The organism is Ralstonia insidiosa (assembly GCF_008801405.1).
GTDB lineage: Bacteria > Pseudomonadota > Gammaproteobacteria > Burkholderiales > Burkholderiaceae > Ralstonia > Ralstonia insidiosa.
Genome location: NZ_VZPV01000001.1, coordinates 2,737,220 through 2,758,975, shown reverse-complemented (window position 1 = coordinate 2,758,975; position 21,756 = coordinate 2,737,220). Strand labels below are relative to the sequence as shown.

Annotated in this window: 21 protein-coding genes; 14 read left to right on the top strand and 7 right to left on the bottom strand. The window is 63.3% G+C overall.

Annotated features, from left to right (window positions below; translation table 11 throughout):
- Window positions 1-110 precede the first annotated feature (110 nt).
- Both F7R11_RS13095 and F7R11_RS13090 read left to right on the top strand, forming a co-directional pair.
- Entirely contained in the window at window positions 111-1,115 is a 1,005-nt protein-coding gene (locus tag F7R11_RS13095) for a 2-hydroxyacid dehydrogenase (RefSeq protein ID WP_031329516.1), read from the top strand.
- 17 nt (window positions 1,116-1,132) lie between these two features.
- Window positions 1,133-2,617 carry a DNA recombination protein RmuC gene (locus F7R11_RS13090; protein ID WP_064804043.1) on the top strand — a complete coding sequence of 495 codons (1,485 nt, stop codon included), beginning with the start codon at window positions 1,133-1,135 and terminating at the stop codon, window positions 2,615-2,617.
- A 68-nt stretch (window positions 2,618-2,685) separates the two neighbouring features.
- Here F7R11_RS13090 and F7R11_RS13085 read toward each other — a convergent pair whose 3' ends face one another.
- The 5 genes from F7R11_RS13085 to F7R11_RS13065 all read right to left on the bottom strand — a co-directional run bounded on the left by F7R11_RS13085 (window position 2,686) and on the right by F7R11_RS13065 (window position 9,476).
- On the bottom strand, window positions 2,686-2,964 hold the full coding sequence (locus tag F7R11_RS13085; RefSeq protein ID WP_021195388.1) for a membrane protein: 279 nt from the start codon (window positions 2,962-2,964) through the stop codon (window positions 2,686-2,688).
- A gap of 203 nt (window positions 2,965-3,167) precedes the next feature.
- Window positions 3,168-4,448 carry a molybdopterin molybdotransferase MoeA gene (gene moeA / locus F7R11_RS13080; RefSeq protein ID WP_064804041.1) on the bottom strand — a complete coding sequence of 427 codons (1,281 nt, stop codon included), beginning with the start codon at window positions 4,446-4,448 and terminating at the stop codon, window positions 3,168-3,170.
- 27 nt (window positions 4,449-4,475) lie between these two features.
- Window positions 4,476-5,090, bottom strand: coding sequence for a molybdenum cofactor guanylyltransferase MobA (gene mobA / locus F7R11_RS13075; RefSeq protein WP_064804039.1), 615 nt, complete (start codon window positions 5,088-5,090; stop codon window positions 4,476-4,478).
- 20 nt (window positions 5,091-5,110) lie between these two features.
- Window positions 5,111-6,241: a GTP 3',8-cyclase MoaA gene (gene moaA, locus F7R11_RS13070; protein ID WP_064804037.1), complete on the bottom strand. Its 1,131-nt coding sequence runs from the start codon at window positions 6,239-6,241 to the stop codon at window positions 5,111-5,113.
- A gap of 187 nt (window positions 6,242-6,428) precedes the next feature.
- Entirely contained in the window at window positions 6,429-9,476 is a 3,048-nt protein-coding gene (locus tag F7R11_RS13065; protein WP_064804035.1) for an Rne/Rng family ribonuclease, read from the bottom strand.
- Window positions 9,477-10,204: 728 nt separating this feature from the next.
- Here F7R11_RS13065 and F7R11_RS13060 point away from each other — a divergent pair.
- Genes F7R11_RS13060 through F7R11_RS13045 form a run of 4 tightly spaced genes read left to right on the top strand, consistent with a single transcriptional unit; the run spans window position 10,205 to window position 13,428 of the window.
- Window positions 10,205-11,233, top strand: a complete 1,029-nt coding sequence (locus tag F7R11_RS13060; protein ID WP_064804033.1) for an RluA family pseudouridine synthase — start codon at window positions 10,205-10,207, stop codon at window positions 11,231-11,233.
- Window positions 11,214-11,873: an HAD-IA family hydrolase gene (locus tag F7R11_RS13055; RefSeq protein WP_064804031.1), complete on the top strand. Its 660-nt coding sequence runs from the start codon at window positions 11,214-11,216 to the stop codon at window positions 11,871-11,873. Before F7R11_RS13060 ends, F7R11_RS13055 begins: the two co-directional genes overlap by 20 nt.
- A complete protein-coding gene (locus tag F7R11_RS13050; protein ID WP_064804029.1) occupies window positions 11,866-12,267 on the top strand; it encodes a Rieske (2Fe-2S) protein in 402 nt (133 codons plus the stop codon). The genes F7R11_RS13055 and F7R11_RS13050 overlap by 8 nt, the downstream gene beginning before the upstream one ends.
- Window positions 12,268-12,315: 48 nt before the next feature.
- Window positions 12,316-13,428 carry a S49 family peptidase gene (locus tag F7R11_RS13045; protein ID WP_064804027.1) on the top strand — a complete coding sequence of 371 codons (1,113 nt, stop codon included), beginning with the start codon at window positions 12,316-12,318 and terminating at the stop codon, window positions 13,426-13,428.
- Here the strand turns inward: F7R11_RS13045 and F7R11_RS13040 are convergent, their stop codons facing one another.
- Together F7R11_RS13040 and F7R11_RS13035 are read right to left on the bottom strand one after the other, a co-directional pair.
- On the bottom strand, window positions 13,429-14,160 hold the full coding sequence (locus F7R11_RS13040; protein ID WP_064804025.1) for an SAM-dependent methyltransferase: 732 nt from the start codon (window positions 14,158-14,160) through the stop codon (window positions 13,429-13,431).
- 3 nt (window positions 14,161-14,163) lie between these two features.
- The gene (locus F7R11_RS13035) at window positions 14,164-14,760 is read right to left on the bottom strand and encodes a Maf-like protein (RefSeq protein ID WP_021195378.1); all 597 of its coding nucleotides are present in this window, start codon (window positions 14,758-14,760) and stop codon (window positions 14,164-14,166) included.
- A 220-nt stretch (window positions 14,761-14,980) separates the two neighbouring features.
- On the opposite strand from F7R11_RS13035, the gene F7R11_RS13030 reads away from it, so the two are divergent.
- The 8 genes from F7R11_RS13030 to fabF all read left to right on the top strand — a co-directional run bounded on the left by F7R11_RS13030 (window position 14,981) and on the right by fabF (window position 21,581).
- Window positions 14,981-15,517: a YceD family protein gene (locus F7R11_RS13030; RefSeq protein WP_064804023.1), complete on the top strand. Its 537-nt coding sequence runs from the start codon at window positions 14,981-14,983 to the stop codon at window positions 15,515-15,517.
- Window positions 15,518-15,632: 115 nt separating this feature from the next.
- Window positions 15,633-15,812 carry a 50S ribosomal protein L32 gene (rpmF, locus tag F7R11_RS13025; protein WP_003268823.1) on the top strand — a complete coding sequence of 60 codons (180 nt, stop codon included), beginning with the start codon at window positions 15,633-15,635 and terminating at the stop codon, window positions 15,810-15,812.
- A 188-nt stretch (window positions 15,813-16,000) separates the two neighbouring features.
- Entirely contained in the window at window positions 16,001-17,062 is a 1,062-nt protein-coding gene (gene plsX, locus F7R11_RS13020; RefSeq protein ID WP_021195376.1) for a phosphate acyltransferase PlsX, read from the top strand.
- Window positions 17,063-17,099: 37 nt separating this feature from the next.
- The gene (locus F7R11_RS13015; RefSeq protein WP_064804021.1) at window positions 17,100-18,080 is read left to right on the top strand and encodes a beta-ketoacyl-ACP synthase III; all 981 of its coding nucleotides are present in this window, start codon (window positions 17,100-17,102) and stop codon (window positions 18,078-18,080) included.
- A 32-nt stretch (window positions 18,081-18,112) separates the two neighbouring features.
- Window positions 18,113-19,042 carry an ACP S-malonyltransferase gene (gene fabD / locus F7R11_RS13010; RefSeq protein WP_021195374.1) on the top strand — a complete coding sequence of 310 codons (930 nt, stop codon included), beginning with the start codon at window positions 18,113-18,115 and terminating at the stop codon, window positions 19,040-19,042.
- Window positions 19,043-19,056: 14 nt separating this feature from the next.
- Window positions 19,057-19,806 (top strand): 3-oxoacyl-ACP reductase FabG, encoded by a 750-nt coding sequence (fabG, locus tag F7R11_RS13005; protein ID WP_021195373.1) that lies wholly within the window; start codon window positions 19,057-19,059, stop codon window positions 19,804-19,806.
- Window positions 19,807-19,992: 186 nt separating this feature from the next.
- Window positions 19,993-20,232, top strand: a complete 240-nt coding sequence (acpP, locus tag F7R11_RS13000) for an acyl carrier protein (RefSeq protein WP_021195372.1) — start codon at window positions 19,993-19,995, stop codon at window positions 20,230-20,232.
- Window positions 20,233-20,345: 113 nt separating this feature from the next.
- On the top strand, window positions 20,346-21,581 hold the full coding sequence (fabF, locus tag F7R11_RS12995) for a beta-ketoacyl-ACP synthase II (RefSeq protein WP_021195371.1): 1,236 nt from the start codon (window positions 20,346-20,348) through the stop codon (window positions 21,579-21,581).
- Window positions 21,582-21,756: the final 175 nt, after the last annotated feature.

The following is a 21,756-nucleotide window of genomic DNA, read 5'->3' as shown; positions in this document are numbered from 1 at the left end:
CTTGGCCCTGTGATGCTCACCGTACGCGTGTACGGCTGCGCGTCTCGGACCAACCTCGGACCGCTCGCTACGGTTTCCAGAGCATCTCAATTTCAGTGAGTGTGGAGCGTATGAAACCCGGAATCCTTGTCACCCGCGCGATGTTTCCCGAAGTACTGGAACGCCTGCGCGAAACCTTCGACGTGATCGACAACCAGGCGGACGTCGTCTATCCGCCTGAGGCCCTGGCCGAGCGTCTGCAGGGCCGCGTGGGGTTGCTGTCCAATGCCGCCGACACCATCAACGCCGAGTTGATCAGCCGTGTACCGACGCTGCGCGCGGTGTGCAACATGGCGGTCGGCTACAACAACTTCGATCTGCCGGCGATGACGCGCGCGGGCATTCTCGCCACCAACACGCCGGACATCCTGACCGAGACGACAGCGGACTTTGGCTGGGCGCTGCTGATGGCCGCTGCCCGCCGCGTGCCGGAGTCCGAGCACTGGTTGCGTGCGGGGCATTGGAAGCGCTGGACGTACGACATGTTCCTCGGTGCCGAGGTGTACGGCAGCACGCTGGGCATTCTTGGCATGGGCCGCATCGGGCAGGCTTTGGCGCGGCGCGCGAGCGGCTTCTCGATGCGCGTGATCTATCACAACCGCAGCCGGCTCGCGCCCGAGATCGAGCAGGACACGCGTGCCACGTACGTCAGCAAGGAAGATTTGCTGAAGCAGGCCGATCATCTCGTGCTGGTGCTGCCGTATTCCAAGGAAAGTCATCACGCCATCGGCGCTGCCGAGCTGGCGCAGATGAAGCCCACCGCCACGCTAGTCAACCTCGCGCGCGGCGGTATCGTCGACGATGCCGCGCTGGCGCAGGCACTGGCTGACAAGCGCATCTTTGCGGCCGGTCTCGATGTGTACGAAGGCGAGCCGAAGGTGCATCCAGCGCTGCTGGAGGCCGAGCATGTCGCGCTCACGCCGCACATTGCCAGTGCCACGTTGGGCACACGCCTGGGCATGGCCAACATGGCCGCTGACAACCTGATTGCCGCACTCGGTTTCGGCCCGCACGCGGGCCAACCGCCCAACTTGTTGAACCCTGACGCGCTGGCTGTGCCGCGCGCCGCTTCCTGATCGAACCGAACGCCCCTATGGATTGGTTGGCTTTATTGACGTTGTTTGGCGTGGCCATCGTGGCCGTGCTGTGTGTGCTGATCTGGCGAGGCGTCTCGCGCCCGGCGGCAAACGATGTGTCGCCATTGCTTGCGGCGCTGCAGGAAGGGCTCTTGCGGGAGCTTGCGCGCGGCAACGAACGCATCGAGCGTGAACTGCGCGGCGAAATTGCCGAGACGGCACGCATCGGCCGCAGTGATGTCACGCAACAGCTGGGGCAGTTCCAGCAGGTGCTGGCGACGCAGCTCACCAGCGTCGCCACGCTGCAGAACAACCAGATCGACACGTTCGCGCAGCAGCTCACCAAGCTGACGGAGACGAACACCCAGCAGTTGGAAGCCGTGCGCCAGAGCCTGCAGCAGCAGGCCCAGCAGGCACGCGAAGAGCAGGGCAACGCGCTGCGCCGCTTTGGCGAGGCGATGCAGCAGCAGCTCGCCCAACTGGGCGAGGGCAACGAACGCCGTCTGGCCGAGGTGCGCGCCACGCTGGAGCAGAAGCTCAAGGACATCGAGGCCAACAACGCCACCAAGCTCGACGAGATGCGCCGCACCGTCGACGAAAAGCTGCACGCCACGCTGGAGCAGCGCCTGGGCGAATCGTTCAAGCTGGTGTCGGACCGTCTGGAGCAGGTGCACCGCGGCCTGGGCGAAATGCAGGCGCTGGCGCAAGGCGTGGGCGATTTGAAGAAGGTGCTGACCAACGTGAAGACGCGCGGCACCTGGGGCGAAGTCCAGTTGGAAATGCTGCTGGAGCAGATGCTTACGCCCGAGCAATACGACAAGAACGTTGAAACCGTACGTGGCACCGGCGCACGCGTGGAGTTCGCCATCCGCCTGCCCGGCAAGAACGATGCCGATCGTGACGCCGCAGTCTGGCTGCCGATCGACGCCAAGTTCCCGAAGGAGCAGTACGAGCGTCTGCTCGACGCACAGGAACGCGCCGATGCAGAAGCCGCCGCCGTCGCCAGCCGCGAGCTGGAGGTGGCGGTACGCAAGGAAGCGCAGACCATCCACGAGAAGTACATTGCGCCGCCGGCGACGACGGATTTCGCGATTCTCTTCCTGCCGACCGAAGGTCTCTACGCTGAGGTGCTGCGCCGTCCGGGCCTGACGGATGAACTGCAGCGCAAGTTCCGCGTTACGGTGGCGGGGCCGACCACACTGACGGCCATCCTCAACAGTCTGCAGATGGGTTTCCGCACGCTGGCGCTGGAGAAGCGTTCCAGTGAGGTCTGGCAGGTGCTGGGCGCGGTCAAGACTGAATTCGGCAAGTTTGGCGATGTGCTGGCTAAAACCAAGACCACACTGGAACGTGCCATCAACAACATCGGGGACGCCGAGCGACGCACCCGCGTGATGAGTAGCAAGCTCAAGTCGGTGGAGGCTTTGCCCAGCGATTCTGCGCAGAACGTACTGGGTTTGGAGTCGGCCGTGCCGTCGGATGACGAGGCCGAGGCTGAATAAGCCAACAGCATCAGCAAAAGAAAAGGGGCGGAATTTTCCGCCCCTTCTTTTATCGGCCTACGACCGGATCAAGCTTCTTCCGGTACATCGCGCAGCGCGATCTCGATGCCGCCAAAGCGTGCGGCCACCCAGTTGTAGGCGTGGCAGCCGAGCCAAAGTGCACCAAAGCCGATCAGCGCGTTGAGTAGCAAGCCGCTCAGAATGGCGATTGCTGGGAGCTCACCCGTGCGGACAAAGCCGGTAAAGAACACCAGCCCGACGATCGGGAGCGAGAAACACAGGTACACCAGCACCAGCGCACGCGCGGTGTGGGCGGGGTGGAGGTAGACAATCTCCCTTTTCATCATGGCGTCACGCAGGCTCTAAACATTCAAACTGGCGCAAAGTGTAGCGAATCGACCGACGCGCCGATACCCGCGCCCTGAGGGTGACGCAAAAAACCGACAATATGCCTCACTGCTTCCAGCGGGAGGCGCCGTGAGCGCCACGCTCGCACTGTGATGGGGCTTGCCTGTAGCGACAGCAGGCCAGACGACACAGGTCCCAAGTCTCAGATCAGCCCGTCGAACAGCAGGATTTGTACGGCATCCCCTGCGTTCACCTGGCCCTGCTCGTGTGCGAGTACCACGAAGCAGTTCGCCTCACTCATGGACCGCAGCACGCCCGAGCCTTGCTGGCCGGTCAGGCGGACTTCGAGTTGGCCGCGCGCGTTCAGTACAGCTATGGCGCGCTGATACTCCGTGCGCCCGGGGCGTTTTCGGATTGGTGCAACGCTCACGGCGGGCACCAGCGGTGCGCCCAGCTCGGTGGCACCCATCATGCGCAGCAGCGCGCCACGCACGAAGTGATAGAACGTCACCATCACCGCCACCGGGTTGCCCGGCAGGCCAAACAGGAAGGCGCTGCGGCCGTTGGAGTGGATGCGTCCGAAGGCCATTGGGCGGCCTGGGCGCATGGCGATCTTCCAGAAGGTCACGTCGCCGAGCTTGGCCATCATCTGTTTGGTGAAATCGGCCTCGCCGACGGACACGCCGCCTGAGGTGATGATTGCATCGGCGTTCTCGGCGGCGGTGCGAAAGGCGGTTTCGAGCGCGGCCGGGTCGTCACGCACGACGCCCATGTCGATCAGTTCCACGCCCAGGCGCGAAAGCATGCCGTGCAGCGTGTAGCGGTTCGAGTCGTACACGCAGCCGGCGTCGAGTGGTTCACCGATGGAACGCAGCTCGTCGCCGGTGGAGAAGAACGCCACGCGCAGCTTGCGGCGCACGGCCACTTCGGCGATGCCTAGCGAGGCGAGCATGCCGATGTCGGCTGGACGGAGGATGCGGCCGGCCGCCAGCGCTGCGCTGCCCCGGGCGAGGTCTTCGCCACGCAGTCGGCGGTTGTCGCCTGCGCGTACCGCATCGCGGGCAAAGCGGACGGTGCTTGCGTCGCCCTGCGTGAATTCCTGCGGGATGACCGTATCGCAGCCGGTGGGCATGACGGCGCCGGTCATCACGCGTACGGCCTCACCCGCGCCTGGTGTGCCGTCGAAGGCGACACCAGCGTACGCCGTGCCGATCACATGCAACGACACCTCGCCTTCTCCGCGCGCGAGTTCTGCGCTGGCAAAGGCGAAGCCGTCCATCGCCGAGTTGTCATGCGAAGGCACGTCAATGGACGACAGCACATCTTCGGCCAGCACGCGGTCAAGCGCGCTGCGGATCGGCACGCGCGCAAAGCCGCTGATCGGCTGTACGAAGTCGCGCATGATGGCTTGCGCTTGCGCGACCGGCAGCGCATTCGGATCGTAGTCAGACAGGCAGGAAACGACGGAGGCGAGGGTGGTCATGACGTCGGTGAGGGGGAGGGCGGCGCTCTAGCGGCGCTCAGCCAGGTGCTGCAGTTCTTCCAGCGTGTTGATGTTGGCGAAGGCAGTGGCGTCGTCGAACAACACTTCCACCGTCGGGTGGCGCGCAGTCCAGGTTTCGATCTTACGGCCGCCGCCTTGCAGATAGGCGGTCAGGTCGTCTGCCAGCAGCGCATCGATCAAACAGAATACCGGCTGCACCTGCTTGCGCGGCTGACCGTGCGCATCTGGTTCCATCGTCACCGGCATGGCGATGCGTGCGTTGGCTTGTTCAAGCGCGGCCGACAGCTTGGTGGCCAGGTCGATCGGCACGAAGGGTGAATCGCACGGCGCGGTCAGCAGATAGCGCGTCTGGCATTGCTCCAACCCCGCGAGCACACCGGCCAGCGGCCCGGCAAAGTCCGGTACGGAATCCACCACGACCGGTACGCCAAACGATTCGTACGCGGCCAGGTTGCGATTGGCGTTGATCAACATGTGATCCACCTGCGGCGACAGGCGCATCAGCGTGTGCATCGCCATCGGCGCGCCGCGGAAGGTCTGCAGGCCCTTGTCGACGCCGCCCATGCGGCTGCCCCGGCCGCCGGCCAGGATCAGGCCGGTGATGTCGGAAGTCTGAATCATGTGATGGGTGACCGGCGGGTTTAGCCGCCGATGTAGGACATTTCGATGCGCCGGCCGGCCGGATGGCCCTGGCCATTGGCGCGCAATTCGGAGTAGCGATCTGCGCGGCCCTGCCAGATGGCGCGGATCGCGTTGGAGAGTTCGAGGTCAGTCGTGCCGCCGCGCAGCAGGGCGCGCAGGTCGAAGCCTTCGGTCGCGAACAGGCACAGGTACAGCTTGCCCTCAGTCGAGAGCCGCGCGCGCGTGCAGTCGTGGCAGAACGCTTGCGTGACGCTGGAGATCACGCCGATCTCGCCCGCGCCATCCACGTAGCGCCAGCGCTCGGCCGTCTCGCCGCTGTAGTTGGCCGAAACCGGCTCCAGCGGAAACGCTTCAGACAGGCGCTTGACCACCTCAGCAGACGGTACGACGGAGCCCATCTCCCAGTGGTTGGTTGTGCCCACATCCATGTATTCGATGAAACGCACGATGATGCCGCTACCCCGGAAATGACGCGCCATCGGCACGATCTGGCTGTCGTTGTCGTCTTTCTTGACGACCATGTTGACCTTGAGCGGCGCGAGGCCCACCTTCTGCGCGACTTCGATACCGCGCAGTACCTCGCTCACGGCAAAATCAACGTCGTTCATGCGGCGGAAGGCCGCATCGTCAATGGCATCCAGACTGACGGTCACGCGGTTGAGCCCGGCGTCCTTGAGTGACTGCGCCTTGCGCGCCAGCAGGGCACCGTTGGTGGTCAGCGTGAGGTCCAGCGGTTTACCCTCGGCGGTGGTCAGGCGCGCGAGCATCTCGACCAGGCGCTCGATGTCCTTGCGCAGCAGCGGCTCGCCGCCCGTGAGGCGGATCTTCTCGACACCATGCTCGATGAACAACCGCGCCATGCGCTCGATCTCTTCGAACGACAGCAGTTCGGAGTGGCGCAGGAAGCGGTAGTCCTTGTCGAACACATCCTTCGGCATGCAGTAGACGCAGCGGAAGTTGCAGCGGTCCGTGACCGAGATACGCAGATCGTGCAGCCGACGGCCGCGTGTATCCGTCAGCCAGCCCTGTGCCGGGACGAGCGTGTCCGGCACGGCAGGCACCGTGGCGCGATGGTGCTGGCCATCACGTACATCACGCAGATCGTAGAGGGGGATGACGGTTTCGGTCATGGTGTGTTGCGGCGCGTCAATCCACGAAGCAGGACAGGACGATCACGCTGGATATAGCTTCGAGTGTAGCGCAGCCCCCGTTTGACGCGGGGAGCACAATTCAGGCCCTGCCAGTCGTGCACAGGAAAAAGGGCGGCCGAAGCCGCCCTTAGGCAATGTGCCGGCGGTTGCCCGCCGGGTAGATTGCTTACTGCTGGTCAGCGCCGCTCGCCGTGCGGCCGGTCTCAACCAGGATCATCGGACCTTGCTGGATCGGCGGCAGCGGCTTGCGCTCACGCGGCACGCGCGGCGGCGTGACGGTGCGGGCAGCCTCTTCCTGCGAGGCTTGCAGCTTTTGCGCATCCGTGTGGACCCACGTCATGCCGACATTGGTCACCACGCTTTGCAGCGTTTCAACGGACAGCGGCGCAGCCTTGGCGACCGCGCTGACCGGTGCCGGTGCAGCGGCCATCGCAGTTTCGACAGCAGCCTCGGCAGCTTCAATTGCCGGAGCAGCGGCAGCCACCACGGCCGGTTCAGCCGGCTGCACAACAGGCGCAGCGGCGACTGGTGCCACGACTTCAGCCGAAAGCACGGGTTCCTGGACCACCGGGGCCGGCGCTTCAACCGGTGCGAACGTGGCGGTCTGCACCGGCTCGGTCACGGTCGTGTGCGGTGCCGGTTCGGCGGACTGGTTAGCTTCAGGCGCAGCATGCACTTCGGTTTCTGCGATGGCGTTTTCGCTGCCTTCCGCGTCGTCTTCACCTTCAGCGCGCACGCCTTCTGCGCCTTCGCGATCACGGCGATAGCGGTTGCGACCACGACGACCACGACGGCGGCGCTCTTCGCCCTCACCGTTGCCTTCTGCGCCCGGAGCCACGCCTTCTGCGCCGGTGACTTCTGCCGGAACCGTGGTGTCGAGCAGGGCTTGCTGCACTTGCGGTGCAGCAGCCTGGTCGATCAGGTCCTCTGCTGCCAGCGGAGTTGCGGCGGCAGCTTCCTTGGCTTGTTGATCGCGTTCGCGGTTTTCACGCGGCTCGCGCGGTTCGCGGGCCTCACGACCTTCACGGCCCTCGCGGGCACCTTCGCGCGGCTGACGCTCACGGCGTTCCTGGTTGCGCTCGCGGCGGCCTTGGCCCTGATTCTGACCGTCGGCGCGGGCTTCCTGGCCCTGTTGCGGCTGGCGGGCTTCAGCGGTTTCGCGTGCACCGCCTTCGACCTGAGCTGGCTGACGGTTGCGATCACGATTGCCGCGTTGGCCGTCACGTTGACCTTCGCGCTGGCTTTGTTGTTGCTGACCTTCGCGAGCTTCGTTGCGGTCACGGCCTTGGCGGTTGCCATCGCGGCCGTTCTGGCCTTGGCCTTGACCCTGGCGCTCGCCACGTTCTGCGCGTTCGCCACGCTGGCCGCGGCCACCGCGATCTTGGCGGCCGCCACGGTCGCGGCGGTTGGCATCTTCAGCGCGTTGTTTCGGAGCCTCAACCGGGGCTGCTACCACCGGCTCAGCCGGCTTGCCGCCAAACAGCGACTTCAGCCACGAAATGAAACCACCTTGTGCGGGCACCGGCGCAGCCACTTGCGGGGCAGCGGGGGGCTCGGTGCGAACCGGACGCTCCGGACGCGGCACCGACACCGGCGCCGGCTGCTCCGGCGTGATGCCCTTGACGGCGGCTTCCTGACGCGGCTTGGCAGCTTCCTTGCGGGTGCTGTAGGCGGTGTCGGCTTCCAGTTCCTTGGCGGCTTCCTCGGCCATCTTGTAGCTAGCCTTGGTGTCGTCCAGGCGCGGATCGTCGTGGCGCAGGCGCTCGAGCTTGTAGTGCGGCGTCTCGAGGTGCTTGTTCGGGATCAGCAGGACGTTGACCTTGAAGCGTGTCTCGATCAGGTTGATGTCCTGGCGCTTCTCGTTGAGCAGGAATGCAGCCACTTCCACCGGCACCTGGCAGTGCAGCGCGGCGGTGTTTTCCTTCATCGCCTCTTCCTGGATGATGCGCAGCACCTGCAGGGCAGACGATTCAGTATCGCGGATGTGGCCCGTGCCGTTACAGCGCGGGCAAGTGACGTGCGAGCCTTCCGATAGCGACGGACGCAGGCGCTGGCGCGACAGTTCCATCAGGCCGAAGCGGCTGATCTTGCCCATCTGCACGCGGGCGCGGTCGTGGCGCAGCGCGTCTTTCAGACGGGTTTCGACGTCCTTCTGGGCCTTACTCGACTCCATGTCGATGAAGTCGATCACGATCAGGCCGCCCAGGTCGCGCAGGCGGAGCTGGCGGGCGATCTCATCAGCGGCTTCGAGGTTGGTGCGCGCGGCGGTTTCCTCGATGTCAGCGCCCTTGGTGGCGCGTGCCGAGTTCACGTCGATGGCGACCAGCGCCTCGGTGTGGTCGATCACGATGGCGCCGCCCGAGGGCAGCATCACCATGCGCGAGTACGCCGATTCAATCTGGTGTTCGATCTGGAAGCGCGAGAACAGGGGCACGTCGTCGCGGTACTTCTTCACCCGATTCATGTTGTCGGGCATCACCACGCTCATGAAGGCGCGGGCCTGATCGTAGATATCGTCCGTATCGATCAGGATTTCACCGATATCCGGCTGGAAGTAATCGCGAATGGCGCGAATCACGAGGCTGGATTCGAGATAGATCAGCAGCGGCGCCTTGTTGTCGACGGCAGCGCCATCGACGGCCTTCCACAGCTGCATCAGGTAGTTCAAGTCCCACTGCAGTTCTTCCGCCGAGCGGCCGATGCCGGCGGTGCGGGCGATGATGCTCATGCCGTCCGGTACTTCGAGCTGCGCCATGGTTTCGCGCAGTTCCTGGCGGTCTTCGCCCTCGATGCGGCGCGACACGCCACCGCCACGCGGGTTGTTCGGCATCAGCACCAGGTAGCGGCCGGCCAGCGAGATGAACGTGGTCAGGGCTGCGCCCTTGTTGCCGCGCTCTTCTTTCTCAACCTGGACGATCAGCTCCTGGCCTTCGCGCAGCGCATCCTGGATGCGCGCGTTGCGCACGTCCACGCCGTCCTTGAAATAGGCGCGGGCGACTTCCTTGAAGGGGAGGAAACCGTGCCGCTCTTCGCCGTAGTTGACGAAGCAGGCTTCCAGCGACGGTTCGATGCGGGTGATGACACCCTTGTAGATATTGCCTTTGCGCTGTTCGCGCCCGGCGGTTTCGATGTCGATATCGATCAGTTTCTGACCATCGACAATGGCGACGCGCAATTCTTCTTGCTGCGTCGCATTGAACAACATGCGTTTCATTGCAACCTCACTCCAATGCCGTGCATGCACGGCGCTTCATGGAGCACGCGAAGGCGGAGCGGGTGGTCAACGAATTGCCGGGGTGTCGGCCGATGAAAAGACGGCGCGACGGGGCACGGGCGAAAGAAATGAGGGCGTCACGGACGGCAGGGCGGAGTTCGCAGACGCGGTTGGCGTCTTGTCGCGCGTCCTGTCACTCGTGCCACGGGCCCAACGCGTTGTGCGGGCGGGCCGGCGGCGGCGAGTCGCGTGAAGCGACCACAAAGAGCGAATAGACGGCGCGGCGTGTCCGGGCGAAACCCGCGGCGGGGCGAATCGGGCGGCGTGCTGCTTGTTGGAGTTTTGCCGCCGGACCGCCATGGCAACGCGGTAACCGGATACTGAGCCGGCCGGCACCAACTGTGGTGCGGCAAGGGCTTCTTTCACCAAGCGGGCGCCGTATGGAGACCATGTGGCGCCCGCTTTTGAATTCTGTTCTACCAGCTGCTCGTTCTACGCTGGCCGATCTTGCCGACGTGATCTTTGGTTCACGTCCTGCGCGATGGGACAGCGGTGCGTGCTGCTTTCGTGCCGATTGGACCGGCCACGTGATTAGCTTTGTAACACAAGTGGGTGGGGAATCGGCACGTTCCGGACGGAAACGGTGGCTGTGTACAATAGCTGTTGTTTCGTCCCGACCGGCTTTGCTGGCGCCTAAACGACTGTCCAGCGAGAAAATTATATTGAAAATGAATGAGTTACGCCATCCATTTGATGGCCGCATTCAACAGGCCGCGCGTGACGCACTCGATGGCAAATCCGTCGCCTATGTGGAAATCGGTGAAGACGCCGAAGGGCAGCGCATCGACAATTTCCTGATGCGCTTGGCCAAGGGCGTGCCCAAGAGCCATATCTACCGCATCCTGCGCTCCGGCGAGGTGCGCGTGAATAAAGGTCGGATTGATGCCGAATACCGTCTGAAACTTGGCGATCTGGTGCGCATTCCGCCGCTTCGGATCGCTCAACAGACTGACGCGCCGCGTGTGGTGCCGGCGGCCGAATTCACGATCCTCCACGAAGATGCGCACCTATTGGTGATTGATAAGCCGGCCGGCGTGGCCGTGCACGGCGGCTCGGGTGTCGCTTTCGGGGTGATCGAGCAGTTGCGTCAATCGCGTCCGGACGCCAAATTCCTTGAGCTGGTGCATCGCCTGGATCGCGAGACTTCTGGCGTCTTGCTGCTCGCCAAGAAGCGCTCGGCACTGGTGGCGCTGCATGAGCAGATTCGCGAAGGCCAGCTCGACAAGCGCTATTTCGCTGCCGTGAAGGGCGTCTGGCCGCACAAGCGCCAGCACATCAAATCGCCGCTGCACAAATTCACCACGCCAGAAGGCGAGCGCCGCGTGCGCGTGCAGGCCGACGGGCAGCCGTCGCACACGATCTTCAACAAGGTGGGGGTGTTCGGGCCTTACACCCTGCTGGAGGCCGAGTTGAAGACTGGCCGCACGCACCAGATTCGGGTGCACCTGGCGCATGCCGGTTTTCCTATTCTGGGCGACGACAAATACGGCGATTTCGCACTCAACAAAGCGCTATCGCGTGCAAACGCCTCGCCGCGGCTGGGGCGGATGTTCCTGCACGCGCATCGCCTGCAATTGACGCATCCGCATAGTGGTGAAATCGTCACATTCAATGCGCCGCTGCCGGCCGAGTGCGCCGATTTCCTCAACGCCTTCCAATCTGAGAGTCCCGATCCCGATGCCCCAGCAGCGCTTTGACCTGATCGTCTTCGACTGGGACGGTACCTTGATGGATTCGACGTCGGCCATTACCCGGTCGATCCAGCTTGCGTGCCGGGATCTGGATCTGCCTGTGCCGGATGATGCGCACGCCAGCCACGTGATCGGTCTGGGGTTGCGCGATGCGCTCGAATACGCGGTGCCGACGCTCGACCCGGCCGACTACGGCAAGTTGGCGGAACGTTATCGTTTTCATTACCTCAGCCGCGATTCGCAGCTGGTGCTGTTTCCGGGCGTGCGCGAGATGCTCGATGCACTGCGCGGCGAAAATTACCTGCTGGCCGTGGCGACCGGCAAGTCGCGCATCGGCCTGCAGCGTGCGCTGGAGGTCACAGGCCTGACCGGCGTGTTCGACAACACGCGTTGCGCTGACGAGACGTTCTCCAAGCCGCACCCGGCGATGCTGCTCGAACTCACGCGCGACCTCGGCATGGATGTCGAGCGCACGCTCATGATTGGTGACACCACGCACGACTTGCTGATGGCCGCCAATGCGGGGGCTGCCGGTGTGGCCGTCACATACGGCGCGCACCCTGCCGATGTGTTGCATGCGCTCACGCCGCTGTACTGCGCGCAATCGGTCGCTGATCTGCACCGCTGGCTGACTGACCATGCCTGAAATGACCGAGCCGATTCGTATTTGCGAAAGCGCCGCGCTGGAAGATGGCGGTCTCGGCGTGCGTTTCCCCGTGGAGGTGCGTGGGCGTGCGGTGAGCGCTTTCGTCGTCCGCTACGCAGGCAGCGTGCATGGCTACCTGAACCAGTGCGCGCACGTGCCGATGGAAATGGACTGGCAGGAAGGTCAGTTTTTTGAAAGCTCCGGGCTGTATCTGATGTGCGCCACACATGGCGCCATCTATGAGCCGGATACCGGTCGCTGCGTCGGTGGGCCGTGCCGAGGCTCGCATCTGTCCAAGCTCGACATTGCCGAGCGCGACGGCGAGGTCTGGTGGCAGCCCGACGCGTTGTTTCGCATGCCGGCACCCGCACCGGCGCCGATTCCACCGGCATGATGGTGTCGTCCATCTTCTCGATCTCCTCGAACGTTCTCCACTTCGTCTATGACCGACTCGAATCCGCCGAAAGGGCCTGAAAACGCACCCGAAGAGGGCGCCGGCAAACCGGAAGCACTGGAAGTCACGCGGCACGCCGATCACCCGCTCGAAGCTGAGCTGCGTGATTCGGCCGCCGGCAAGCCTGCATCTGCGGCTCCAGCGTCGGCCCAGGCCCAGCCGAGTGGCTGGGAGCGCGAGGTACTCGAAAAGGTACTCATGGCGACGGTGCGTGAGCAACGCGCTGCACGCCGCTGGCGCATCTTTTTCCGCTTCGTGTTGCTGGGTATCGTTGGTCTGATTCTTTGGGCGTTCGCCAGCTTCGAGGGCGAGACCGTCAGCACCGGTCGCCACACCGCAGTGGTCAACCTCGATGGCGAGATTGCCGCCAGCACAAACGCCAGCGCCGAGAACATCAATGCATCGCTCGAAGCCGCGTTTGCCGATGACAACACGGTCGGCGTGATCCTCAAGATCAATTCACCGGGTGGCTCGCCGGTGCAGGCGGGCATGATCAATGACGACATCCGCCGCTTGCGTGCCAAGTACAAGAACATTCCGCTGTACGTGGTGGTGGAGGAGATGTGCGCCTCGGGTGGTTACTACGTGGCCGCGGCGGCTGACAAGATCTATGTCGACAAGGCCAGCATCGTTGGCTCGATCGGTGTGCTGATGGACGGCTTCGGCTTTACTGGCCTGATGGACAAGGTCGGTGTGGAGCGCCGCCTGCTCACGGCTGGCTCGAACAAGGGAATGCTCGACCCGTTCTCGCCGGTGTCGCCGCAGCAGAAGCAGTACGCGCAGGACATGCTCAACGACATCCACCAGCAGTTCATCGACGTGGTCAAGCAAGGTCGCGGCAACCGTCTGAAGGACGATCCGACGCTGTTCACGGGCTTGTTCTGGACTGGCTCGAAGGCAATTGAGCTGGGCCTGGCCGATGGGCTTGGTAGCGCAGATTTCGTGGCGCGCAACGTTATCAAGGCGCCGGACGTGGTCGACTACACGGTCAAGGAAAACTTCGCCTCGCGCGTTGCCCGCAAGCTTGGCACGGCGATGGGCGCGGGGGCCGTCAAGGCGCTGGCCGCGACGGGCCAGCTCAAGCTGCTGATGAAGGAATAATCAGCGCGCCAGGAGTGAGAAGATCGCCGGCCGCTTGTGCAAATCCATGCGGTCGGCGCGCCAGTCGCTCACGGGCAGCGTCACCACCTGCTCGCTGGGCAACGTCAGATCCACCGCGATGGAAAGCAGCGTGCCCGGTGCGCAACCGGCCTGGATGGCTTCCAGCAGCGCGCCGTTGCGGTACGGCGTCTCAATAAAGACCTGGGTTTGCCCCGCTGAGCGTGAGAGCTGTTCCAGCGTACGCAGCTTGGTCTTGCGCTCGGCCGCATCCACCGGTAGGTAGCCGTTAAACGCAAAGCTCTGGCCATTCAGGCCGGATGCCATCACCGCCAGCAGAATCGAACTGGGCCCCACCAGCGGCTTCACGCGCACGCCGTGCTGGTGGGCGAGGCGCACGAGGTTGGCGCCCGGATCGGCCACGGCCGGCACACCCGCTTCCGACATCAGCCCTGCGTCTTGCCCGGCAATGATCGGCGCCAGCAGCGCTTTCAGCTCTGAGTCCGGCGTCTTGACGTTGAGTTCGCGGATGGTGATTTCCTGCAGCGGGCGCGCCAGCGGCGTGGTTTCGGCCAGCTTCTTCAGCAGCGCACGCGCCGTCTTGGCGTGCTCGGCGACGAAGTAATCGAGCCGGGCAGTGATCTGCTGTACGCCCGCGGGAATCACGTCGGGCAACGGGTCGGCCGCATCGCGCGAGCCGAGTGTGTTCGGGATGAGATAAAGCGTGCCAGCCATGATTTAGGCGAAGAGGGGGTAGTGCACGTTGCGCAGCATGCTGGTCAGTGCGATGAGCGGCAGACCGACCAGGGCCGTAGGGTCCGACGATTCCACGCGCTCCAGCAGAGCGATGCCCAACCCTTCGGATTTGGCGCTGCCGGCCACGTCGTACGGGTGCTCCAAGTGCAGGTAGGCGTCCAACTCGGCATCGGAGAGGTCGCGGAACGTCGCCAGCGTACGGACATCCTCACTTTGATGCTGCCCGGTGCGGCCGTCGTACAGGCACAACGCCGAGTGAAATGTGACGGTACGTCCACGCATCCAATGCAATTGGGCGAGTGCGCGAGCGTGATCGCCAGGCTTGCCGACCTGTTTGCCGTCCAGCGTGGCAACCTGGTCGGAGCCAATCACCAGCGCGCCCGGATAGTCCAACGCCACCTTTTCCGCCTTCTGCCGGGCCAGACGTAGTGCGGTCTGGTCGGGCGATTCACCGGGCGCAGGGGTCTCGTCGATGTTCGGCACCACGATTTCAAACGGCAGGCGCAGGCGTTCAAGCAATTCCCGCCGATAAGGCGAGCTGGAGCCGAGAATCAGCGGCGGACGCGAGGCAGAAGTCATAAGTGCTTGAAGATGCAGTGATTTTTGAGCGAAAACCTTTTGACGTCAGAGGTTTTTGTTCGCTATAATTCCGCGTTTCGCGGTTTGGCCGCGCAGTGTCGCAAACCGGGCGCCCAGGCGCAAGATGCCGAAAGGTGTCGGGGTTCGCGCGCAAGGCGGCACAAATCAGGTTTCGCGCACATATCGGCAACAAGCGGCAACGCGTTCAGCGGGTTCGATCATGAATTTTCGATCATTCGATCTTTTCGCGTTCATCCGCAGTGGCGAGCAGGTAAGTGGCACGGTCGCCCTGGCCGATATGCCCCGTCTGCTGGCCGAGCAGGCCGCCGATGCGCCGGCTGATGCCAACAAGCAGTTCCGTTGGCAGATGCAGGGTACGGTGCGCGAGGAAGCCACCGCGGGTCAGTCGGCCCGCCAGCGTCTTTTCGTTGATCTGGAAGTGGAAGGTGTCGTCTGGCTGCAATGCCAACGTTGCCTGCACGCCTACGAACAATCGCTACTGGTGCGTACGCGCCTGGAAGTGATGCGTTCGGAGGAGGAGGCCGACGCAGCGCCGCTGGATGATGATGAGGCGGATGTCATCGTCGGCTCCCGCAGCTTCGACCTGATCACGCAGATCGAAGACGAGTTGCTGCTGGCGCTGCCGGTGTCACCGCGTCATGCAGTCTGTCCGGATGAGGTCTTGCCGGAAGAGGCGGAAGCCGAAAAGAAGCCATCGCCGTTCGCGGTGCTGGCCAATCTGAAGACCAAACATTAGGCGCATGCAGGTTTTGCGTGCGTTGATGGCAGTACGTTTCACACGCCTACCGGAATGGCTACGCTCCGGCTCCGTGTGATGTGATAAAATCGATCAAATTGCTTAGGAGTCAGTCATGGCTGTTCAACAAAACAAGAAGTCGCCGTCCAAGCGCGGCATGCATCGTTCGCACGACTTCCTCACCACGGCCCCGATCGCTGTCGAGCCGACCACGGGTGAAGTCCATCTGCGTCACCACGTGAGCCCGAACGGCTACTATCGTGGCCGCAAGGTTGTGAAGACCAAGAACGACTGATGCGATTTGCCAGTTCTCTGGCAAGCGCGTTGGGTTGGTCTGAACGCACAGGTTCATGATGCAAACGAAAAAGCGGCAAGCCAATTTGCCGCTTTTTTGTTGCGCAGAATTCGGCAAGGCGTGGTCGGGTTTGTGTACCATACGGCGCCTATGCTGAAGCCGCACGTGAAACCGCAACTCAGACTCGCATGACCATCAAGCTTGCCATCGACTGCATGGGTGGCGATCACGGCGTTGGCGTGACGATCCCTGCAGCGATCCAATTTCTCGCCGCACACGAAGACGTCGAAATGCTGCTCGTCGGGCAGCCTGACGTCATTGCGGCGCAGCTCAAGCGTCTTCACGCTACCGCGAACCCCCGCATCCACGTCGTCCCCGCCTCCGAGGTGGTGTCGATGGACGATCCGGTGGAGGTCGCGCTGCGCAAGAAGAAAGATTCTTCGATGCGCGTGGCCATCAATCAGCTCAAGGAAGGCGCTGCACAGGCGTGCGTCTCTGCTGGCAATACCGGTGCCCTGATGGCTGTGTCGCGTTACGTTCTCAAAACGCTGGACGGGATTGACCGCCCAGCTATCGCCACCGCCATCCCGAACGAGAAAGGCTCCGGTACCACGGTGCTGGATCTCGGCGCCAACGCAGATTGCGAGCCCGAACACCTTTTGCAGTTCGCACAGATGGCCTCCGCGATGGTGTCGGTGGTCGAGCAGAAACCACGCCCGACGGTGGGCCTGCTCAACATCGGCGAAGAAGTCATCAAGGGCAACGAGGTCGTCAAGCAGGCGGGTGAGCTGCTGCGCGCTTCCGATCTCAACTTCTTTGGCAACGTTGAAGGCAACGACATCTTCAAGGGCACCACGGACATCGTCGTCTGCGACGGCTTTGTCGGCAACGTGGCGCTCAAGAGCACGGAGGGCCTCGCCAAGATGATCGGCGAGATGCTGCGCGAAGAATTCAGCCGCTCGTGGTTCACCAAGCTGCTCGCCGTGGTGGCACTGCCCGTGCTTTCGCGTTTCAAACGCCGTGTTGACCATCGGCGCTACAATGGCGCCGCGCTGCTCGGCCTGCGGGGCCTTGTCATCAAGAGCCACGGCTCGGCCGATGCCTATGCGTTTGAATGGGCGATCAAACGCGCCTACGACGCAGCGGCCAACGGCGTGATCGCCCGCATTGCGCAGGCGTTCGAATCGCATCACGACGCAGCGGGCGCTGCGCCGGTCTCCACTTCCACTCCGGCCGCCGACGCCGCTTGAGCGCGTTGCCCCCGAGTCAGCATTCACCCCACTGCACATGACACGTTACGCAAGGATCATCGGCACGGGCAGCTACCTGCCGCCCAAGCGGGTCACCAATCAAGAACTGGCTGCACAACTGGCCGAAAAGGGCATCGAGACGAACGATGAATGGATCGTCACGCGCAGCGGCATTCGCGCGCGCCACTTTGCCGAACCCGATGTCACGTGTAGCGATCTCGCCGTCAAGGCAGCCGAGCGCGCCATTGAGGCCGCCGGCATCGATCGCTCTGAGATCGACCTGATTCTGGTGGCGACGTCCACGCCGGATTTCGTCTTCCCGAGCACGGCTTGCCTTGTGCAGCAGAAACTGGGCATTACCAACGGCTGTGCTGCGTTCGACGTGCAGGCTGTGTGCTCCGGATTTGTCTACGCGCTGTCGACGGCCGACAACTTCATTCGTTCCGGCGCGTACCGCAACGTGCTGGTGATCGGTTCGGAAGTCTTCTCGCGCATCATCGATTTCAATGACCGCACGACTTGCGTGCTGTTCGGTGATGGTGCGGGTGCTGTGGTGCTGCAGGCTTCCGACGAGCCGGGCATCCTGTCGACGGCCCTGCATGCCGACGGCAGCCACGCCAACATTCTGTGCGTGCCAGGCAATGTGGCCGCGGGCGCGATCCAAGGCAGCGCCTTCCTGTACATGGATGGCCAGGCCGTCTTCAAGCTGGCCGTGACAGTGCTCGACAAGGTGGCGCGTGAGGCGCTGGCCAAGGCTGAAATGGCGGCCTCGCAGGTCGACTGGCTGATCCCGCATCAAGCCAACATCCGCATCATGCAAGGCACGACCAAGAAATTGGGGCTGTCGAACGAACGCCTGATCGTCACCGTTGATGAGCATGGCAATACGTCGGCCGCTTCGATTCCGCTGGCGCTTGATGTCGCTGTACGCGACGGGCGCATCCAGCGTGGCCAGCACGTGATGCTCGAAGGCGTGGGCGGCGGCTTTACGTGGGGCGCGGCACTGCTGCGCTTCTGATCGACGAATTTCCAGAACGAACAATACGAGCCATGACATTCGCTTTCGTCTTTCCCGGCCAGGGTTCGCAATCGGTCGGCATGCTCAACGCGTTTGCCGATCATCCGGCTGTGGCGGCCACGCTGGCCGAAGCCTCGGATGCACTGGGTCAGGACATCGGCAAGCTGATCGCCGAAGGTCCGGCTGAAGAGTTGAACCTGACCACCAACACGCAACCGGTCATGCTGACGGCTGCGGTGGCGGTCTATCGCGCGTGGCAGGCGGCAGGTGGCCCGGTGCCGACCGTCGTGGCTGGCCACAGCCTGGGCGAGTACTCGGCGCTGGTCGCTGCTGGCGCGATCGCCTTCAAGGATGCCGTACCGCTGGTTCGTTTCCGCGCCAAGGCGATGCAGGAAGCCGTGCCGGTGGGCGAGGGCGGCATGGCTGCCATCCTCGGCTTGTCGGACGACGACGTGCGCGCTGCATGCGCCGAGGCATCGGTTGCAGGGGTGGTCGAAGCCGTGAACTTCAATGCGCCGGCCCAGGTGGTGATCGCGGGTGCTAAGGCCGCTGTCGAGAAGGCCTGCGAGATCGCCAAGGCCAAGGGCGCAAAGCGCGCGCTGCCGCTGCCGGTGTCAGCGCCGTTCCACTCGTCGCTGCTCAAGCCGGCATCGGATCGTCTGCGTGAATATCTCGCCAACGTAACGATCAACGCGCCAGTCATCCCCGTCATCAACAACGTGGACGTGGCGATCGTGAGCGATCCGGCAGCCATCAAGGATGCGCTGGTGCGCCAGGCTGCCTCGCCGGTGCGCTGGGTCGAGACTGTGCAGAAGATGAAAGCCGACGGCATCACCCGCGTGGTCGAGTGCGGCCCGGGCAAGGTGCTGGCGGGCCTGGTGAAGCGTATCGACGGCGAGATCATCGGCGATGCGATCTTCGATCCGGCTTCGCTTGAGGCTGTGCTGGGCCAACTCAAATAATCAACGGGATTCGTATGACCCAAGCATTGAACAACCAAGTCGCGCTCGTCACCGGCGCGTCTCGCGGTATCGGCCGTGCCATCGCACTGGAACTGGCACGCCAGGGCGCGACGGTGGTCGGTACGGCAACGTCGGACGCTGGTGCGCAAGCCATCACGGCCTACTTTGCGGAGGCCGGCGTGAAGGGTGTGGGCGTGGTGCTCAACGTGAATGATGCTGCGCGCTGCGAAGCCGTCATCGACGAGACCATCAAAACGCATGGCGGCCTGAACATTCTGGTCAACAATGCCGGCATCACACAAGACAACCTGGCGATGCGCATGAAGGACGAGGAGTGGGTGTCGGTCATCGACACGAATCTCTCCGCAGTGTTCCGTCTGTCGCGCGCCGTGCTGCGCCCGATGATGAAAGCGCGCGGTGGTCGCATCATCAACATCACCTCGGTGGTAGGCTCTGCGGGCAACCCCGGTCAGGCCAACTACGCCGCTGCCAAGGCCGGTGTAGAAGGTATGGCGCGTGCACTGGCTCGCGAAATCGGCAGCCGTAATATCACGGTGAACTGCATCGCACCGGGCTTCATCGATACCGATATGACCAAGGTTCTGTCGGAAGAGCAACATACCGCGCTGAAGGCGCAGATTCCGCTGGGCCGTCTGGGCGCGCCGGAAGACATCGCCAGCGCGGTTGCCTTTCTGGCGTCACCGGCAGCCGGCTACATTACGGGCTCGACGCTGCACGTCAACGGCGGCATGTACATGGGATAAGGAAGCCGTCCCGGCGGCGATTGTGCGGGGTCTTGCGCATGCGCAGAATCCTGTGAAATCGCTGAATTAACTGGCTTTTAGCATCATGTTGGGCGCAGTTTTTGCAAGGATTCAGGCGCGGTTTTTCGCTGCGCAAACCTGCTAGAATGCGCGCACTTTTTGTCGAATACTTCCCTGGAGGGTTAAATGGACAACATCGAAGCACGCGTCAAGAAGATCGTCGCTGAACAACTCGGCGTCGCTGAAGGCGACATCAAGAACGAATCGTCGTTCGTGAACGATCTGGGCGCGGATTCGCTCGATACGGTTGAGCTGGTGATGGCTCTGGAAGACGAGTTCGGTATGGAAATCCCGGACGAGGAAGCCGAGAAGATCACCACGGTGCAACAGGCCATCGACTACGCGACCGCCCACGTCAAGGCGTAAGCGTCAATCGATCTCTTGACATCGCGGGCCACAGAAAGGGCGGTTGTCCGGTTTGACCGGGTGGCGCGCTTTCTGTGGCCTTTGTCGCTGATACAGAGTTGCAGGAAAGCATAGTGAGCCGTCGTCGCGTAGTCGTAACCGGCCTGGGGCTGGTCTCTCCGGTAGGAAACTCGGTCGCCGAAGCATGGGCCAATCTGGTCGCCGGCAAGACTGGGATCGCCACCATCACCAAATTCGATCATTCCGCGCTGGCCGTGCACTTCGCTGGTGAAGTGAAGGGCTTCAATGTCGAGGAATACGGTATCCCCGCCAATGAGGCGCGCCGCATGGATACCTTCATCCACTACGGCATTGCCGCGGGCGTGCAAGCGCTCAAGGACAGCGGGCTGGAGATCACCGAGGCCAACGCCGAGCGCATCGGCGTGTTGGTCGGCTCCGGCATTGGCGGTCTGCCGATGATCGAAGATACCCATGCTGAATACACGAATCGCGGCCCGCGCCGCATTTCGCCGTTCTTCGTGCCGGGTTCGATCATTAACATGATCTCGGGTCATCTGAGCATCATGTTCGGCCTGAAGGGGCCGAACCTGGCGGCCGTGACCGCCTGCACAACGGGTCTGCACAGCATTGGTCTGGCGGCTCGCCTGATTCAGGCTGGCGATGCCGATGTGATGGTTGCCGGTGGTGCCGAGTCGACCGTCTCGCCGCTGGGCATCGGCGGTTTTGCCGCGGCGCGCGCATTGTCGACCCGCAACGATGACCCCGCCACCGCGTCCCGCCCGTGGGACAAGGATCGCGACGGTTTCGTGTTGGGTGAAGGCGCCGGTGTGGTGGTGCTCGAGGAGTACGAAGCCGCCAAGGCGCGTGGCGCCACGATCTATGCGGAAGTCTCGGGCTTCGGCATGAGCGGCGACGCATTCCACATGACTGCGCCGAACATGGATGGCCCGCGCCGCTGCATGCTCAACGCGCTGCGCGATGCCGGCATCAATGCGGATCAGGTCCAGTACCTGAACGCGCATGGTACGTCGACGCCGCTGGGTGATAAGAACGAATCGGACGCCATCAAGGCGGCCTTTGGCGATCACGCCAGCAAGGTTGTCGTGAACTCCACGAAATCCATGACCGGCCACTTGCTGGGCGGGGCGGGGGGGCTGGAGTCGGTGTTTACGATTCTGGCGTTGCACAATCAGGTGTCGCCGCCGACCATCAACATCTTCAATCAGGATCCTGAGTGCGATCTCGATTACTGCGCCAATACCGCGCGTGATATGAAGATCGACGTGGCCGTGAAGAACAACTTCGGCTTTGGCGGGACCAACGGCACGCTGGTGTTTACGCGCCCATGACGCTATGCGGCGCGCACCCTTCGGGTTGTGCGCCGTTTTCGCTCCCCATATCTTGGTTGTTCAGCGCATCGTTTTTCCGGCGCCGTACCGACGGTTGTGTGCCGTCGGTCGCCTCTGTATGGCAGGCCTTGTTTGCTTTGTCTTGCTCTGGCTAGTCGGTGCGTGGGGTGCGGCG

Excerpts from the sequence above, each read along its gene's own strand:
- F7R11_RS13050 (WP_064804029.1), top strand. The coding sequence starts at position 11,866 with ATGCCTGAAATGACCGAGCCGATTCGTATTTGCGAAAGCGCCGCGCTG.
- F7R11_RS13015 (WP_064804021.1), top strand. The coding sequence starts at position 17,100 with ATGACACGTTACGCAAGGATCATCGGCACGGGCAGCTACCTGCCGCCC.
- mobA (WP_064804039.1), bottom strand. The coding sequence starts at position 5,090 with ATGATTCAGACTTCCGACATCACCGGCCTGATCCTGGCCGGCGGCCGG.
- F7R11_RS13045 (WP_064804027.1), top strand. The coding sequence starts at position 12,316 with ATGACCGACTCGAATCCGCCGAAAGGGCCTGAAAACGCACCCGAAGAG.
- F7R11_RS13035 (WP_021195378.1), bottom strand. The coding sequence starts at position 14,760 with ATGACTTCTGCCTCGCGTCCGCCGCTGATTCTCGGCTCCAGCTCGCCT.
- F7R11_RS13030 (WP_064804023.1), top strand. The coding sequence starts at position 14,981 with ATGAATTTTCGATCATTCGATCTTTTCGCGTTCATCCGCAGTGGCGAG.
- F7R11_RS13060 (WP_064804033.1), top strand. The coding sequence starts at position 10,205 with ATGAATGAGTTACGCCATCCATTTGATGGCCGCATTCAACAGGCCGCG.
- F7R11_RS13095 (WP_031329516.1), top strand. The coding sequence starts at position 111 with ATGAAACCCGGAATCCTTGTCACCCGCGCGATGTTTCCCGAAGTACTG.
- F7R11_RS13055 (WP_064804031.1), top strand. The coding sequence starts at position 11,214 with ATGCCCCAGCAGCGCTTTGACCTGATCGTCTTCGACTGGGACGGTACC.
- moaA (WP_064804037.1), bottom strand. The coding sequence starts at position 6,241 with ATGACCGAAACCGTCATCCCCCTCTACGATCTGCGTGATGTACGTGAT.
- plsX (WP_021195376.1), top strand. The coding sequence starts at position 16,001 with ATGACCATCAAGCTTGCCATCGACTGCATGGGTGGCGATCACGGCGTT.
- fabG (WP_021195373.1), top strand. The coding sequence starts at position 19,057 with ATGACCCAAGCATTGAACAACCAAGTCGCGCTCGTCACCGGCGCGTCT.
- acpP (WP_021195372.1), top strand. The coding sequence starts at position 19,993 with ATGGACAACATCGAAGCACGCGTCAAGAAGATCGTCGCTGAACAACTC.
- F7R11_RS13065 (WP_064804035.1), bottom strand. The coding sequence starts at position 9,476 with ATGAAACGCATGTTGTTCAATGCGACGCAGCAAGAAGAATTGCGCGTC.
- rpmF (WP_003268823.1), top strand. The coding sequence starts at position 15,633 with ATGGCTGTTCAACAAAACAAGAAGTCGCCGTCCAAGCGCGGCATGCAT.
- F7R11_RS13085 (WP_021195388.1), bottom strand. The coding sequence starts at position 2,964 with ATGATGAAAAGGGAGATTGTCTACCTCCACCCCGCCCACACCGCGCGT.
- F7R11_RS13090 (WP_064804043.1), top strand. The coding sequence starts at position 1,133 with ATGGATTGGTTGGCTTTATTGACGTTGTTTGGCGTGGCCATCGTGGCC.
- moeA (WP_064804041.1), bottom strand. The coding sequence starts at position 4,448 with ATGACCACCCTCGCCTCCGTCGTTTCCTGCCTGTCTGACTACGATCCG.
- F7R11_RS13040 (WP_064804025.1), bottom strand. The coding sequence starts at position 14,160 with ATGGCTGGCACGCTTTATCTCATCCCGAACACACTCGGCTCGCGCGAT.
- fabD (WP_021195374.1), top strand. The coding sequence starts at position 18,113 with ATGACATTCGCTTTCGTCTTTCCCGGCCAGGGTTCGCAATCGGTCGGC.